Annotated in this window: 14 protein-coding genes; 4 read left to right on the top strand and 10 right to left on the bottom strand. The window is 69.0% G+C overall.

Annotated elements, in window-relative coordinates; translation table 11 throughout:
* Window position 1: 1 nt before the first annotated feature.
* From BLT81_RS06035 to dapE, 4 genes are read right to left on the bottom strand one after another with little or no spacing between them, the layout of a single operon-like run.
* Complete coding sequence (locus BLT81_RS06035; protein ID WP_040421253.1) at window positions 2-736, bottom strand: glucosyl-3-phosphoglycerate synthase; 735 nt, start codon at window positions 734-736, stop codon at window positions 2-4.
* Window positions 733-1560 carry a dihydropteroate synthase gene (gene folP, locus BLT81_RS06040; RefSeq protein ID WP_019194066.1) on the bottom strand — a complete coding sequence of 276 codons (828 nt, stop codon included), beginning with the start codon at window positions 1558-1560 and terminating at the stop codon, window positions 733-735. Before folP ends, BLT81_RS06035 begins: the two co-directional genes overlap by 4 nt.
* Window positions 1561-2367: an LOG family protein gene (locus BLT81_RS06045; RefSeq protein WP_019194067.1), complete on the bottom strand. Its 807-nt coding sequence runs from the start codon at window positions 2365-2367 to the stop codon at window positions 1561-1563. It lies immediately after the preceding gene.
* 56 nt (window positions 2368-2423) lie between these two features.
* Window positions 2424-3545 carry a succinyl-diaminopimelate desuccinylase gene (dapE, locus tag BLT81_RS06050; protein ID WP_019194068.1) on the bottom strand — a complete coding sequence of 374 codons (1122 nt, stop codon included), beginning with the start codon at window positions 3543-3545 and terminating at the stop codon, window positions 2424-2426.
* A 64-nt stretch (window positions 3546-3609) separates the two neighbouring features.
* Between dapE and BLT81_RS06055 the strand changes: the two genes are divergently transcribed.
* From BLT81_RS06055 to dapD, 4 genes are all read left to right on the top strand, one after another.
* The gene (locus BLT81_RS06055; protein ID WP_019194069.1) at window positions 3610-4542 is read left to right on the top strand and encodes a 2,3,4,5-tetrahydropyridine-2,6-dicarboxylate N-succinyltransferase; all 933 of its coding nucleotides are present in this window, start codon (window positions 3610-3612) and stop codon (window positions 4540-4542) included.
* 74 nt (window positions 4543-4616) lie between these two features.
* Window positions 4617-6035: an amino acid permease gene (locus BLT81_RS06060; protein ID WP_019194070.1), complete on the top strand. Its 1419-nt coding sequence runs from the start codon at window positions 4617-4619 to the stop codon at window positions 6033-6035.
* Complete coding sequence (locus tag BLT81_RS06065; RefSeq protein WP_019194071.1) at window positions 6032-7444, top strand: amino acid permease; 1413 nt, start codon at window positions 6032-6034, stop codon at window positions 7442-7444. Before BLT81_RS06060 ends, BLT81_RS06065 begins: the two co-directional genes overlap by 4 nt.
* Window positions 7445-7449: 5 nt before the next feature.
* Window positions 7450-8415, top strand: a complete 966-nt coding sequence (gene dapD, locus BLT81_RS06070; RefSeq protein WP_019194072.1) for a 2,3,4,5-tetrahydropyridine-2,6-dicarboxylate N-succinyltransferase — start codon at window positions 7450-7452, stop codon at window positions 8413-8415.
* 33 nt (window positions 8416-8448) lie between these two features.
* On the opposite strand, the gene BLT81_RS06075 is transcribed toward dapD, so the two are convergent.
* The 6 genes from BLT81_RS06075 to BLT81_RS06100 form a co-directional block, all read right to left on the bottom strand.
* Complete coding sequence (locus tag BLT81_RS06075) at window positions 8449-9039, bottom strand: GtrA family protein (RefSeq protein WP_081582909.1); 591 nt, start codon at window positions 9037-9039, stop codon at window positions 8449-8451.
* A 67-nt stretch (window positions 9040-9106) separates the two neighbouring features.
* The gene (gene dapC, locus BLT81_RS06080) at window positions 9107-10198 is read right to left on the bottom strand and encodes a succinyldiaminopimelate transaminase (RefSeq protein WP_040421327.1); all 1092 of its coding nucleotides are present in this window, start codon (window positions 10196-10198) and stop codon (window positions 9107-9109) included.
* A 42-nt stretch (window positions 10199-10240) separates the two neighbouring features.
* Window positions 10241-10564 (bottom strand): ferredoxin, encoded by a 324-nt coding sequence (gene fdxA / locus BLT81_RS06085; protein WP_040421257.1) that lies wholly within the window; start codon window positions 10562-10564, stop codon window positions 10241-10243.
* Between the two features lie 12 nt (window positions 10565-10576).
* Window positions 10577-10954 (bottom strand): hypothetical protein, encoded by a 378-nt coding sequence (locus BLT81_RS06090; protein ID WP_019194076.1) that lies wholly within the window; start codon window positions 10952-10954, stop codon window positions 10577-10579.
* On the bottom strand, window positions 10951-11847 hold the full coding sequence (mshB, locus tag BLT81_RS06095; protein ID WP_019194077.1) for an N-acetyl-1-D-myo-inositol-2-amino-2-deoxy-alpha-D-glucopyranoside deacetylase: 897 nt from the start codon (window positions 11845-11847) through the stop codon (window positions 10951-10953). Before mshB ends, BLT81_RS06090 begins: the two co-directional genes overlap by 4 nt.
* Window positions 11848-11872: 25 nt before the next feature.
* Complete coding sequence (locus tag BLT81_RS06100) at window positions 11873-13504, bottom strand: ABC transporter family substrate-binding protein (RefSeq protein WP_019194078.1); 1632 nt, start codon at window positions 13502-13504, stop codon at window positions 11873-11875.
* Window positions 13505-13512: the final 8 nt, after the last annotated feature.

Below are 13512 nucleotides of genomic sequence, written 5' to 3' on the forward strand. Positions count from 1 at the left end.
GCTAGATAGTATCGCGGCGCCAGGGCGGGCGTTGCTCGACCGCGCCCGCCCACCCCGCGCGCGCGAGCAGGGTGCGCGTGACCACGTCGGCCATGGGTGCCAGCTCTTCCAGGGTGCGGTTGCGGTGCATGCGGACACCGAGCCCGACCTGCGTCACGGCGTCGGGGCCGAAGCGCGTGGCGACGTCGACAAGCAAGCCCGATTCCACCCCGTAGCCTGCGACAAAGGGCAGCGTGAGGGCGCTCTCCCGGCGGATCGCGTACTCGCCGGCGAGCGGCTGGTCAATGTGGCTGAGCTCGGGGAAGAGCTGCCGGATAAGCGGCTTCGCCGTCAGCTCCGTGACCCGTCCGCCGCCGGACGTGCGGCCCTCGAAACCGCGCGAGTAGGAGGCCTTGACCAGGTGGGCTCCGTGGGCAATGGGGGCGGCGAGCTTGTCAACCCACTCCGGCCGGAGGGAGGTGACGTCGGCGTCGACGAAGACAACGACGTCGCCGCGCGCCGCCAGGACGCCGCGCCACAGGGCCTCCCCCTTGCCGGGGCGGGGCGCGATCTCGGGCGCGATCTCGCGCCAGTTGAGCACGCGGGCCCCCGCCGCACGGGCGGCGGGCGCGGTGGCGTCGGTCGAGTCTGAGTCGACGACGAGAACTTCCTCGGCACACGAGGCCAGGCAGGTCTCGACGACCCCGGCCACCGTACTTTCCTCGTTGAGCGCCGGGATGACCACCGAGACCCTCATGCCAGGCCCCGGACGGTGTTCGCGGGCGGCTCTTCGCCGGCGATGGCCGCCGTCATGGCGATGACGTCGAGGGTTTCGCGCACCTCGTGGACGCGGAAGGCGGCCACGCCCCGGGCGGCGCACCACGCGGTCGCGGCGAGCGTGCCGGCCACGCGTTCGCCCACGGGACGGTCCAGGGTTTCGCCGACGAAATCCTTGTTGCTCAGCGCCATGAGCACCGGCCACCCGGTGGCCACGAGACGGTCCACGTTGCGCAGAAGCTCGAGGCCGTGGAAGGTGTTTTTGCCGAAGTCGTGGGTGGGGTCGATGTAGACCCTCCCCTCTGGGACTCCGCAGTCGAGCGCGCGCTGTGCCAGCCGCGTCGTCTCCCGGATAACGTCGCCGACCACGTCATCGTAGTGGACACGATACGGCCGGGTACGCGGCGTCGCGCCGCCGGTATGGGAGCAGACGTAGCCGACCTGGTTGTGGCCGGCGACCTCGACGAGCTCCGGGTCGTAGCCGGCCCACGTGTCGTTGATGAGGTCCGCGCCGGCGTCGATCGCGCGTTGGGCGACCTCGGAGCGCCACGTGTCCACGGAGATGGAGACCTCGGGGTGGCGCTCACGCACTGCCCGGATCAGCGGGACGACGCGCTCGCTTTCCTCGGCGATGCCGACGCTGTCGCCGGGGCCCGCCTTGACGCCGCCGACGTCGATGATCGCGGCGCCCGCCGCCACCGCCTCGTCGGCGCGGGCGCGGGCGGCGTCGAGGCCGAAGGTGGCCCCCTTGTCGTAGAACGAGTCAGGCGTCCGGTTGACGATCGCCATGACCTGAGCGCGCATCTAGCGGAGGCCTCCTTCGCCCTTCCTGCCGCGGATGCGCTCGTCCGTCATGACTTTGTGCGCCCGCACGATGTGGTCGACGGCCTCCTCGATCGAGTCGGTGACCAAGAAGAGCTCGTCGTCGCCCTCGGAGATGAGACCGCGCGCGAGCTGTTGGCTCCGGATCCACTCGACGAGCCCACCCCAGAACTCGCAGCCGAGAAGGACCATCGGAAAGTTGGTCACCTTACCGGTTTGCACCATGACAAGCATCTCGAAGACCTCGTCGAGGGTGCCATAGCCGCCGGGCAGCGAGATGAAGGCCTGCGAGTACTTCAAGAACATGGTCTTGCGGGCGAAGAAGTAGCGGAAGTTCAGGCCCAGGTCGACCCAGTCGTTAAGCCCCTGCTCGAACGGGAGCTCGATGCCCAGGCCCACGGACATACCCCCGGCGTTGTGCGCGCCCCGGTTCGGGCCCTCCATGAGGCCCGGACCGCCGCCGGTGATGACGGCGTAGCCGGCCTCCACGAGCGCCTTGCCCAGCTCGCAGGACTGTTCGTACTCCGGGGTGCCTTCGCCGAGGCGGGCGGAGCCGAAGACGGTGACGGCCTTGGGCAGGTCCGACAGCGCGTCGAAGCCAGCGACGAACTCGGACTGGATGCGCATCACCCGCCACGGGTCGGCGTGCTTCCAGTCGTGGTCGGAGCTTCCGAGCGACTCGAGCAGGCGCTGGTCATAGGTCGACGCCTGCCTGTCCTCGCTGCGCAGCATGAGGGGGCCGCGCAGCTTTCGCTCGCGGTCGGGTCGGGGGGTTTTGTGGGGCGCCACGTGTCAGGCCTTCCAGTTGAGTGCGTTGTCTGTGTCTGTTGTCGGTGAACCAGCAGTTAGTTGGCCGAGTCAGAGTCACAGCCTGCTCGAGGGGCTGTGTCAGCCGCCAGGTAGGCGTCGAGGGTCCGCCGCACGGTGCGGATCTGCTCTACCGGGCACTGCTCGTCCTTCTTGTGGGCGTAGCCCGGGTCGCCGGGCCCATAATTAACAGCCGGAATGCCCAGGTTAGAGAAGCGGGCCACATCCGTCCATCCGAACTTCGCACGGAACGTCCCCCCAACCGCCCTGACCAGGCCCGCGGCGACGGGGTCGTCGAGTCCCGGCAGCGCGGCGGGAGCGACGTCGTCCCACACGAGCTCGAGGTCCTCGTCCAACGCGAGCACCTGCTCGAGGTGCTCCTTCGCTGCCTCCACGCTGCGGTCCGGCGCGTAGCGGAAGTTGATCACCAGCTGCGCTTCGTCGGGGATGGTGTTGGTGGCCACGAAGCCACTCATGCCCACGACGTTGAGCCCCTCGCGGTACTCGCACCCGGCGATGGTGACGCTGCGCGGCTCGTAGCGCGCCACGCGGCTCAGCACTCCGGCGAGGCGATGCGCCGCGTTCACTCCCAGCCAGCTGCGCGCCGAATGGGCGCGGGTGCCGTGCGCGTTGATAAGGACGCGGATCGTGCCCTGGCAGCCTGCCTCGATGACGGCGCCCGAAGGCTCCCCGAGCAGGGCGATGTCGCCAGCGAGCAGCTCGGGGCGGTCGCGCTCCAAGTGGAACAGGCCGTTATACTTCGTGGCCACCTCCTCGCCTTCGTAGGCAATGAGCGTGAGGTCAAACGGCGAGCTCTGGGACGTCGCAAAGCGAGCGAACGCCCCGAGGTAGCACGCCAGGCCGGACTTCATGTCCACCGACCCGCAGCCGTACAGCACCCCATCGCTCATGCGGTGCGGGGTGTTGTCGGCCAGGGGCACCGTGTCCACGTGGCCGGCGAGCACCACGCGCTGCTCCTTGCCCGCGTTCGTGCGCGCGACGACCGTGTTGGCGGAGCGGATGAGCTCGATGCCGTCGATCCGGCTGAGCGCCTCGTGGATCGCGTCGGCGATCGCCCCCTCGTGGTGGGACGGAGACTCGATGTCAATGAGTGCCGCCGTCAGGTCGACGGGGTCTGCAAACAGGTCAAGGGAAGCCACGGGGCCATCCTATCGGGCGGCGTGCGCCGACACGGCGGGCGGTTATGATGTCCCCATGGCGGGGATGACACTCGGAGCGCGCGCGACCGGCATTGCAAACATCGCATCCGACGGGACGGTGCTGGACACGTGGTACCCCTCCCCCACCCTCGTCACCGGCGAGGAGGAGCTCAGCTCGCTTGTCGACGGCACACATCGCGTCTCCGCCCGCGAACTGTCCGACAGGTTCCTCAACCTCGTCGGCATGGACCGAGACCGCCTCGTCGAGCTCGTGCCGGTGCGCACCACCATCTCCGACCTGTCGCAGCCCCCACTCGATACCCACGACGTCTACCTGCGCCTCCACCTGCTTTCCCACCGGTTGGTGAGGCCTCTCGAGCTCAACCTCACCGACTGCCTGACGCACCTTGTGCCCGTGGTGTGGACCAACAAGGGCCCCTGCCTGCCGGATAACTTCGAGTTCATCCGGGTCAACCTGCGCGCCCGCGGGCAGATCCACGTCTACGGCATCGAGCGCCTGCCGCGCATGGTCGACTACGTCGTCCCCTCCGGCGTGTCCATTGCGGAGGCCGAGCGCGTCCGGCTGGGCGCCTACCTCGCGCCGGGCACCTCGGTGTTGCGCGAGGGCTACGTCTCGTGGAATTCCGGCTCACTCGGCCCGGCGCGCATCGAGGGGCGGCTGTCGTCCGCCGTCACCATCGGCGAGGGCACCGAGCTGGGCGTGTCCTCAACGCTCATCGCGCGGCACGGCGAGGGGCGCAACCGGACGCCGCTGAGGGTGGGAAGCGGCTGCCGCCTGCACCCGTCGGCGGGCGTCATCGGGGTGGAGTTGGGGGACCGCTGCGAGATCGGCGTCAACGTCATGCTCGAGCCGGACACGGCGGTCGCTGACTCGCGATCCGGGAACGTGGTCCCAGCCAGTGAGATCGCAGGTCATGGCGATATAAGCATCACCTACGAGCCCCACTCGCCCTGCCCCGTGGTCCGCCCGCGCTAAAGCCGCAGGCCGCGGGCGGCGACGAAAACGCCACCCGAGTCGGATCAGCCGCACACAGTGTTTAAAGTAAAGCCATGTCTCACACCGTCCCACCCCCTGCGCAGGGCAGCGGGCTGCGCCGCGAGCTGAAGACCCGCCACCTGACGATGATGGGCCTCGGCTCCGCCATCGGCGCAGGTCTTTTCCTCGGCACCGGCGTCGGTATCCAAGCCGCCGGGCCCGCCGTCATCCTCGCCTACCTCGTCGCGGGCGCCATCACCGTCTGCGTGATGCAGATGCTCGCGGAGATGGTCGCCGCACGCCCCTCCTCCGGCACCTTTTCCACCTACGCCGAGCAGGCGTTCGGGCCCTGGGCCGGGTTCGCCGTGGGGTGGCTGTACTGGTTCATGATGATCATGATCATGGCCGTGGAAATCACGGGCGCCTCCGCCATCATCGCGACCTGGTTTGGCATCTCCCCGTGGATCCCGGCGCTCGCCGCCATCGTGGTGTTTACCGCAATCAATCTCGCCGCCGTGCGCAACTACGGCGAGTTCGAGTTCTGGTTCGCGCTGATCAAGGTCGCCGTCATCGTCGCCTTCCTCGTCCTGGGCGCCCTGCTGTGGCTCGGCCTACTGCCCGGCGCCGACTTCGTCGGCCTGTCCAACGTTGCCGAGGTCGGCTTCATGCCCAACGGCTGGGGCGGGGTCGCCACCGCCCTGCTCGCCGTGGCCTTCGCCTTCGGCGGCATTGAGATGGTCACCATCGCCGCGGCGGAGTCCGAGGAGCCGGAAACCGCCGTGCACTCGGCCATCCGCTCGATCATCTGGCGCATCAGCATCTTCTACGTCGGCTCCGTCATCCTCATCGCGCTGCTGCTGCCCTACGAGCAGATCGACGGCGCCACAGACGCCTCCGAGTCACCCTTTACAGCGGTGCTGCACTTGGCCAACATCCCTGGCGCGGTCGGCATCATGGAGGCCGTCATCGTCGTAGCGCTATTGTCGGCGTGCAATACGCAGATTTACGGCTCCTCCCGCTTCCTGCACAACCTCGCCGAGCGTGGAGACGCCCCGGCGTTCTTCCGCGCCACCGACGCCCGCGGCGTGCCGCTGCGCGGCGTCATCGTCTCCGTCGTCTTCGGATTCGTCGCCGTCGCCCTGCAGTACTGGAACCCGCCGGGACTTCTGCCCTTCCTGCTCAACGCCGTGGGCGGCTGCCTCGTGGTCATCTGGTTCGTCATTGCCTTCTCGTTCATCCGCCTGCACCCGCGGCTCGCAACCAACGGCGAGCTCACCCATGTGCGCATGTGGGCGCCCTCCGTATTGCCCTGGGTCACCGTCGCGGTGGCCGCGGCCATCGTCGCGCTCATGGCCACCACCCCCGACGGGCGCTTCCAGATCCTCGCCGTCGCCGTCGTCGTCGGCGTGATCACCCTGATCGGTGTCCTCTACACCTCCACCAGCACCTTCCGTCGCAACGCCGCCGACGCCGAAGAAAGGAACGTTCGATGAGCACTTCCGTGCCCGCCACCCCAGACAACGGGGATCTCGGCACTGGCCTGAAATCGCGTCACCTCACCCTCATGGGCCTCGGCATGGCCGTCGGCGCAGGGCTTTTCCTCGGCGTCGGCGTGGGCATTCGCGCGGCCGGGCCCGCCATCCTCATCGCCTACCTCATCGCCGGTCTCGTGGTCATCGCGGTTATGCGCATGCTCGGCGAGATGGCCGCCGCGCGCCCCTCCCCCGGCTCCTTTGCCACCTACGGGCGCCAAGCCTTCGGCAACTGGGCCGGGTTCTTGCTGGGCTGGCTGTATTGGTTCCTCCTCATCATGGTCGGCGGCGCGGAGATCACAGGCGCCTCGGCGATCATGGCGGGGTGGTTCGGGGTGCCGCAATGGGTACCCGCGCTCGTCGCGGTCACCGTGTTCGCGGCCATCAACCTGGCGCAGGTGAAAGGCTTCGGCGAGTTCGAGTACTGGTTCGCCATGATCAAGATCGTCGTCATCGTCGGCTTCCTCATCATCGGCGCGGCGCTGTTCTTGGGACTGCTCCCGGGCACCGACTTCGTCGGATTCGACAACGTGCGCGAGTCCGGCTTCGCCCCCAACGGCATCACCGGCATCGCCGCTGGCCTCCTCGCCGTGGCCTTCGCCTTCGGCGGGATCGAGGTGGTCACCATCGCGGCCGCCGAGTCCTCCAACCCCGCCAGCGCGGTCAGGCGGGCGGTGAACTCCATCGTCTGGCGCATCGCGATTTTCTACATCGGCTCCGTCATCATCATTATTCTGCTGCTGCCGTACAGCACCATCGACGACGCGGATTCCGCGGCCGACTCCCCCTTCACGCAGGTACTCCAGATGGCGAACATTCCGGGCGTGGTCGGGTTCATGGAGGCCGTCATCGTGCTCGCGCTGCTCTCCGCGTTCAACGCGCAGATCTACGGCACCTCTCGCATGGCCTTCCAGCTGGCCAAAGACGGGGACGCCCCGCGCTGGCTGCGCGCGACAAACGCGAACGCGGTGCCCACCAACGCCGTCATCCTCTCGGTCGTCTTCGCCTTCGCGGCCGTCGGCCTGCAGATGTGGAACCCGCCCGGCCTGCTCGACTTCCTCATGAACGCCGTCGGCGGCTGCCTCATCGTCACCTGGATCATGATCACCCTGAGCTACATCAAGCTCCACCCGCAGCTGCGGGCCCGCGGCGAGAACACCGCGCTGCAGGTCCGCGGCGACACGTGGGTGCCGTGGGTGACCCTCGCGGCGCTCATCGGGCTCACCCTGCTCATGCTGAGCGACGCCGCGTCCCGCGCCCAGATCGTCGCCGTCCTCATCGTCTCTGCCGTCATTGTGGCCCTGTCCTTCGTCCGGCACGGCAGGTCGGCGACACGGACGGAAACTGCTCACAAGGATGCTTTAAGCTAGGCGCTATGACTTCAGCGAACGCGCGTGGCATTGCCACGGTGACTTACGACGGTACTGTCCTCGACGTGTGGTTCCCGGCTCCCAAGCTGGGCGAGCCGGTCTCCCACACCGGCACCGAGCGGCTGGAGGAGCCGGACGCCCGCTTTGCCCACCTCGTCGGCCCCGACGAGGACCGCGGTGTGGCCCGTGTCGCGGTGGAAACCTCGATCGAGGACCTTTCCGCACCGGCGGTCGACGCCTACGACGTCTATCTGCGGCTGCACCTGCTCTCCCACCGCCTCGTCGCGCCCCACGGCGCGAACATGGACGGCGTGTTCGGGCTCCTGGCCAACGTGGTGTGGACGAACTACGGCCCCTGCGCCGTCTCGGACTTCCAGATGACCCGCGGCCGCCTCGCCGCCCGCGGCCCCGTCGTCGTCTTCTCCGTCGACAAGTTCCCCCGCATGGTCGACTATGTCGTGCCCTCCGGCGTGCGCATCGGCGACGCCGACCGAGTCCGCCTCGGCGCCCACCTGGCCGAGGGCACCACCGTGATGCACGAGGGCTTCGTGAACTTCAACGCTGGTACCCTCGGCGCCTCCATGGTCGAGGGCCGCATCTCCGCCGGCGTCACCGTGGGCGACGGCACCGATATCGGCGGCGGCGCCTCCATCATGGGCACGCTGTCCGGCGGAGGCAAGGAAACCATCACCCTTGGCGAGCGCTGCCTCCTCGGCGCCAACGCAGGAGTGGGTATTTCGCTTGGCGACGACTGCATTGTCGAAGCCGGCCTCTACGTCACCGCTGGCACCAAGGTCACGCTCACCGCGCCCGTCGCGGAAGCTTTGGGCCACAGCGCGGGCGCGACCGTCAAGGCTCGAGAGCTTTCCGGGGCGAACGGCCTGCAGTTCCGCCGCAACTCGCTGACTGGTGCGGTCGAGGCCGTCGCGGCCGCGGGCATCGAGCTCAACGAGGACCTGCATAAGAACTAACCGTGCCGCCCGCGGCAGCCGAAGGTCGCGCGCCTACACCACGCGGTGGAGGGGCGCGACCTTCGGCTTTCCAAAGGCCCAGAACTTATTGATGATGAAGTTCGCGGGCGTAGCAATCACGGTCGCCAACGCCTGGGCCCAGTACGACTTGGTGCGAAAGCCCGTCGAGTCGTCGAAGATCTCGCTCGGCAGCGCGATCGGCGATGTCGGGTTCATAAACAACGTGAGGAAGGCCAGCGAGATCAAGAAGGAGCCGAGCCCCGCGGCGAGGAAGGGAACGAACCCCTGCAGCCACGCCCGCTTGGGCACGTCGCGGAAGGTCCACGACCGGTTGAGCTGGTAGTTCCATAGGTTCGCCGTGAGAAACGAGATGGTGGCCAGCACGTGGTACCAGCGCACGTTCCACCGGGTGCCGAGGAGGTTGAAAAAGACGTCGGCTTCATGCGTCGAAAAGCCGTTCTCGAGCAGCTTCTTGGCCACGTAGAAGACCACGAGGTTCACCACGACGCCCGACCCGCCGACGATGCCGAAGCGCAGGAACTCGCGGAGCCCCGCTCGCAGGCGCATCGTCAGGGCAGTGCTCCCTCCGTGCATTCGCGGCGGGGTGGTGCGGGTCGGCGTCATTGGTGTCCTTCCCTGTCGGCGGGTTCATCGGGTGTTAACCCGCATATCCTAGCCCCCGCTGCTCCCGTTATCCCAAAAGACGCGTCGCTGCTTCCTGAATCTTCGTATCGGTCGCCGTCAGCGCGACGCGCACGTGGTTGCGCCCCGCTGGGCCGTAAAAATCGCCCGGGGCTGCGAGGATGCCGCGCTCCGCGAGCCAGGCGAGGCTCTCGCGCGCGTCCGCGCCCTCACGGCGTGCCCACAGGTACAGGCCCGCCTCCGAATCGTCGACGGCGAAGCCTGCGGACAGCAGGGCCTTGAGAAGCACGGCGCGGCGGGTGGCGTAGGTCGCGCGCTGCAGCTGCTCATGGCTATCCTGGTTCAGCGCCGCAACCATCGCGTGTTGGACCGGCCCGGGGACGATGAGACCCGCGTGCTTGCGCACAAGGAGCAGCTCTTGGACCAGCTTTTCGTCGCCCGCGATGAAGCCGGCGCGGTAGGACGCCATGTTCGACGTCTTGGACAGCGAGTGGATGGCCAGCACGTTCGAGTTATCGCCGTCGGTGACCCTGGGATCGAGGAGCGAGACGGGCTCCGTCGACCACGGCAAGCCCATGTAGCACTCGTCGGATGCGATGATCGCGCCGGTCTCGCGAGCGAAGGCAACCCACCGGCGCATCTCCTCGACGGAGCGCACCCGCCCCGTCGGGTTCGACGGTGAATTCACGAAGACGAGCGACGCCCCGGCGACCGGCTCGTCCGAGCGCACGACCTCGCAGCCAGCGATGAGGGCGCCGACCTCGTAGGTGGGGTACGCCACCTCGGGGATAACCACGGTTGCCCCGCGCAGACCGAGGGTGGTCGGCAGCCAGGCGATCGCTTCCTTCGTGCCCACCACCGGCAGGACGGACTCCGGCGACAACCCGCCGGCGTTGTAGCGCCGCGCCAAGGCGTCGACAATGGCGCGGCGCAGCTCGGGCGTGCCCGCCGTCTGCGGGTACCCAGGTGCGGCCGCGTTTTCGGAGAGCGCGAGCTGGATCGCGGGATCGACGGCATCGACGGGCGTGCCCACGGACAGGTCAATGAGACCGCCCGGGTGGCGCGACGCCGCCTCCTTGACGTCGGCAATGGTGTCCCACGGGAAGTCGGGCAGACGGTGTCCCAGCGGTGTGCGGTCGATCAACGCAATACTCCTCCCGTCGAATGTGGCCTAGACCTAGTCCTAGTCCTGGTTCTGGGGCGGCAGGGCGGCGACGAAGGGGTGGTCGAAGTCCTGCGGGCCCGTCTTGGCAGCGCCGCCCGGAGATCCCAGGTCGTCGAAGAAACCGACGTTGGCGTCGTAGTACTCGCTCCACTCGTCCGGGGTGTCGTCCTCGTAGAAGATGGCCTCGACGGGGCAGGCGGGCTCGCACGCGCCGCAGTCGACGCACTCGTCGGGGTGAATATAAAGCATGCGCTTGCCTTCGTAGATGCAGTCCACGGGGCACTCTTCTACGCAGCCGCGGTCCATCACGTCCACACAGGGCTGGGCAATCACGTAAGTCATGGGGCCATTATGTCACTTGGGCCGAACAAGAGGCCAAACGGCTCCTGCGGAGCCGGCGAGGAGAAGCAGCATCGTCAGCAGGCTGTGCGGCACGAGGCTCGCCCCCGTTCCCGGCACCGCGAACATGAGGAGGAACAGCGTACCCATCCACACGAAGAAGGGAACGAGCGCCACCGCGGGGTTGGGCGACCACAGGCGCGCGGTCCGCGTCAAAACCGCGTTGAACAGCGCCGCGATGACGACCGACAGCGGGAACGGCACCCCGAAGATCGTCGCCTGGAGGTAGACAACCTCCAGCAGCGCGGAAAGGGCCGCGCCCACGCTGAGCCAGACGAGGCCGCCAACCGCCTCGCCGCGGCTGAAGTCGTCGCGCACGACAGGCTCAATCACCGCTCGACCCCCTCAAGCAGGCCGCCGCCAGGCACGAGCGGAACGCCCGCTCCGCTGCGGTAGTGTTCGCGGCGCGTGATCACCTGGGTTATCAGGTTCGACAACGCGTACGCCGTGAGGTCACCCTCTGCCAGCACCGCCTCCGGGTTCGTCTCCGACGCGGAGCCGTCGGCGACCCAAATCTGAGTCGCGTGGGCGCGCATCGCCGCAACCTTCGCGGCGTAGGTGGCCTCGTCGAGGTCCACCCACGTATCGGTGGCGTCGACGGCGTCGAGCTCGCCGGGCTCGGGCAGCCGCCAACCCCGCGGCGCCCGCGCGGGCAGCCCGCCTTCCAGCTCGGAGCGCAACCGGGCCGCCCACACCAGCCGCGGCACGCCGGTTGCCTCCGCCGCGGCGTGCGCGACCTCGTGGGCACGGATGTGATCCGGGTGGCCGTAGCCGCCGTGCGGGTCATAGGTGATCACAAGGTGGGGGCGCTGCGCGGCGAAGATGTCGGCGAGAGCATCCACTGCCACCTGCCCGCTGTTCACAAAAGCGCGCGGGTCGCGGCTCGCCTCCGAGCCGGCCATCCCGCTGTCGCGGAAGCGCCCGGCGCCGCCGAGGAAGACCCCGCGCACCCCCAGTGCCGCGAGCGCGGCGTGAAGCTCGTGGATGCGGAAGCCGCCGAGCTGGTCGGCACAGTCGGCGACGAGCTGGGAATACGTCGGGCCGATCACCTCGCCTTCCTCGCCGAGGGTGCACGTGACCACGAGCACGTCAGCCCCTCGACGGGACAGGTCGGCGAGCGCGCCGCCGGTGGAGATCGATTCGTCGTCGGGGTGGGCGTGCACCGCCACCACCCGGTAACCCTCGAGATCGCGCTGCAGGTCGCGCTGCCTGTGGTCCACGTTCATGTCTGTTCTCTCGCTCTCGCTCTCTCTAGTTGGGTGCCTGCTCCGGATCCGGTGCGCCCATGCGCCACTGCGCGGCGGTGGCCAGCCCCCCAGGCCACTGCTCCAGGTCCGGCGACGGGCCCACGATACCGCCGGTGAGACCGTGGATGCGCCGCTCGTGGAGCACCGGGACCCACACCGCCGCCGCGTCGAGCGCCTCGGCCACGGCGGCCCTCGCCGGCGCGCCCCGCAGCCGGCCCGCCAGGATGTCGTCCGCCACGGCCTCCGTCTCACTGGTGCACAGGCCCGACAGGTTGCCCGCCCGGTGCGTCTCCGGCTGGCAGTACAGGCGCCCCGCCAGCGCCGGCGCGGTGCCAGTGTTCGTCGCCCAGCCCACGACGACGTCGACGACGCCCGACGGCAGCGACTCAGCGGTCAGGCTGCGGGTGTCGGTGGAGACGACCTGCGCGTCGACCCCGCGGGACGCGAGGATGTCCACGAGCGAACGGGCCGCCGCCGCCGCTTCCGCGTCGGAGGGGTCAGCGCCCACCCGCACCGGGTGGTGGGACCGCACGAGGCCCGGCAGGATCGCCGGTTCCTCCTGCGAGACCGGCCTGTGCTCGGCGACGGGCAGGTCGGAGGTGCGGCCGGCGGCGACCCGGGCGAGGAGGGGGACGTCGATAAGCGAGCGAAGCTCCTCGCGCGCCTCGAGCGTGCCCAGAAGCTGCGAGGACACCGACAGGGTGACGCCGAGGGTGCGGGGCCCGTCGACGAAGCGCGTCTGCACGCCGGGGACGAGGGACAGGACGGTGCCGGTGGTTTCCTTCGGCGCCTTGTCCACGAACGCGAGCTGCCCCACGCGCAGCTGGTCGGCCAGCTGCGTGGTCTCGCGCACGCTGGCGAGGGTGAGGATGTCGATGTGCGCGGGGTCGGGGCCCCAGTAGCGGTCGTTGCGGTTGAGCGTGAGCGTGCCGCGGCCGCGGTCGACGTTAGCCACCATGTAGCGGCCCGCCGAGGCCGGGATTGTCTCGCTCAACGCTGTCGCGAAGTCGGAGGCGTCCACGGCCAGCACGTGGGACGGGAGGAGAAAATCGAACAGCGCTGTCCACTCCCGCACGGGGGCGCGAAAGTCGACGTCGACCGTCTTGCCCCTCTCCCCCAGCACGCGCACCTGCGCGATCGCCCGGTAGCCGGCCGGGTCCACGACCCCCGGGGTCGAGGACATGCCCCGCCACAGGTAGACAAAATCAGCGCCGGTGATGGGAGTGCCGTCCGACCACTGCGCCTCATCGGCGATGACGTAGCGCACGGTCATCGCGATCCCCGGCGCGGGGGTCGTGGGCAGGACCGTGGCCGCCTCCAGCACGTCGGGGTCGCGCACCCCGTCCACGAAGGCGCTCGGAAGCACAAGCTTAGCGACGTCGCGCACCACCTCAGATTCGTCATCCACAAGGTGGGGGTTAAGCCCGTTGCGCAGCCGATCGACCCCCACCTGCACTTGGGTGCGGGTGCGCAGGGTGGGCGTGTCCGTTGGGGTGCCCGTCTCGGTCTCGGTCTTTGCGGCCGTGTCTCCCTCCTCCGCCAACGGCGGCGGGCCCGGCGCCGCCAAGCAGGCGGCGACGCCAGCGACGAGGAGGCACGCGGCGAGGGCCGCCGCGACGGGGCGCAGGGGTGTCATTCCCCGAG

It is taken from the genome of Corynebacterium timonense, assembly GCF_900105305.1.
GTDB lineage: Bacteria > Actinomycetota > Actinomycetes > Mycobacteriales > Mycobacteriaceae > Corynebacterium > Corynebacterium timonense.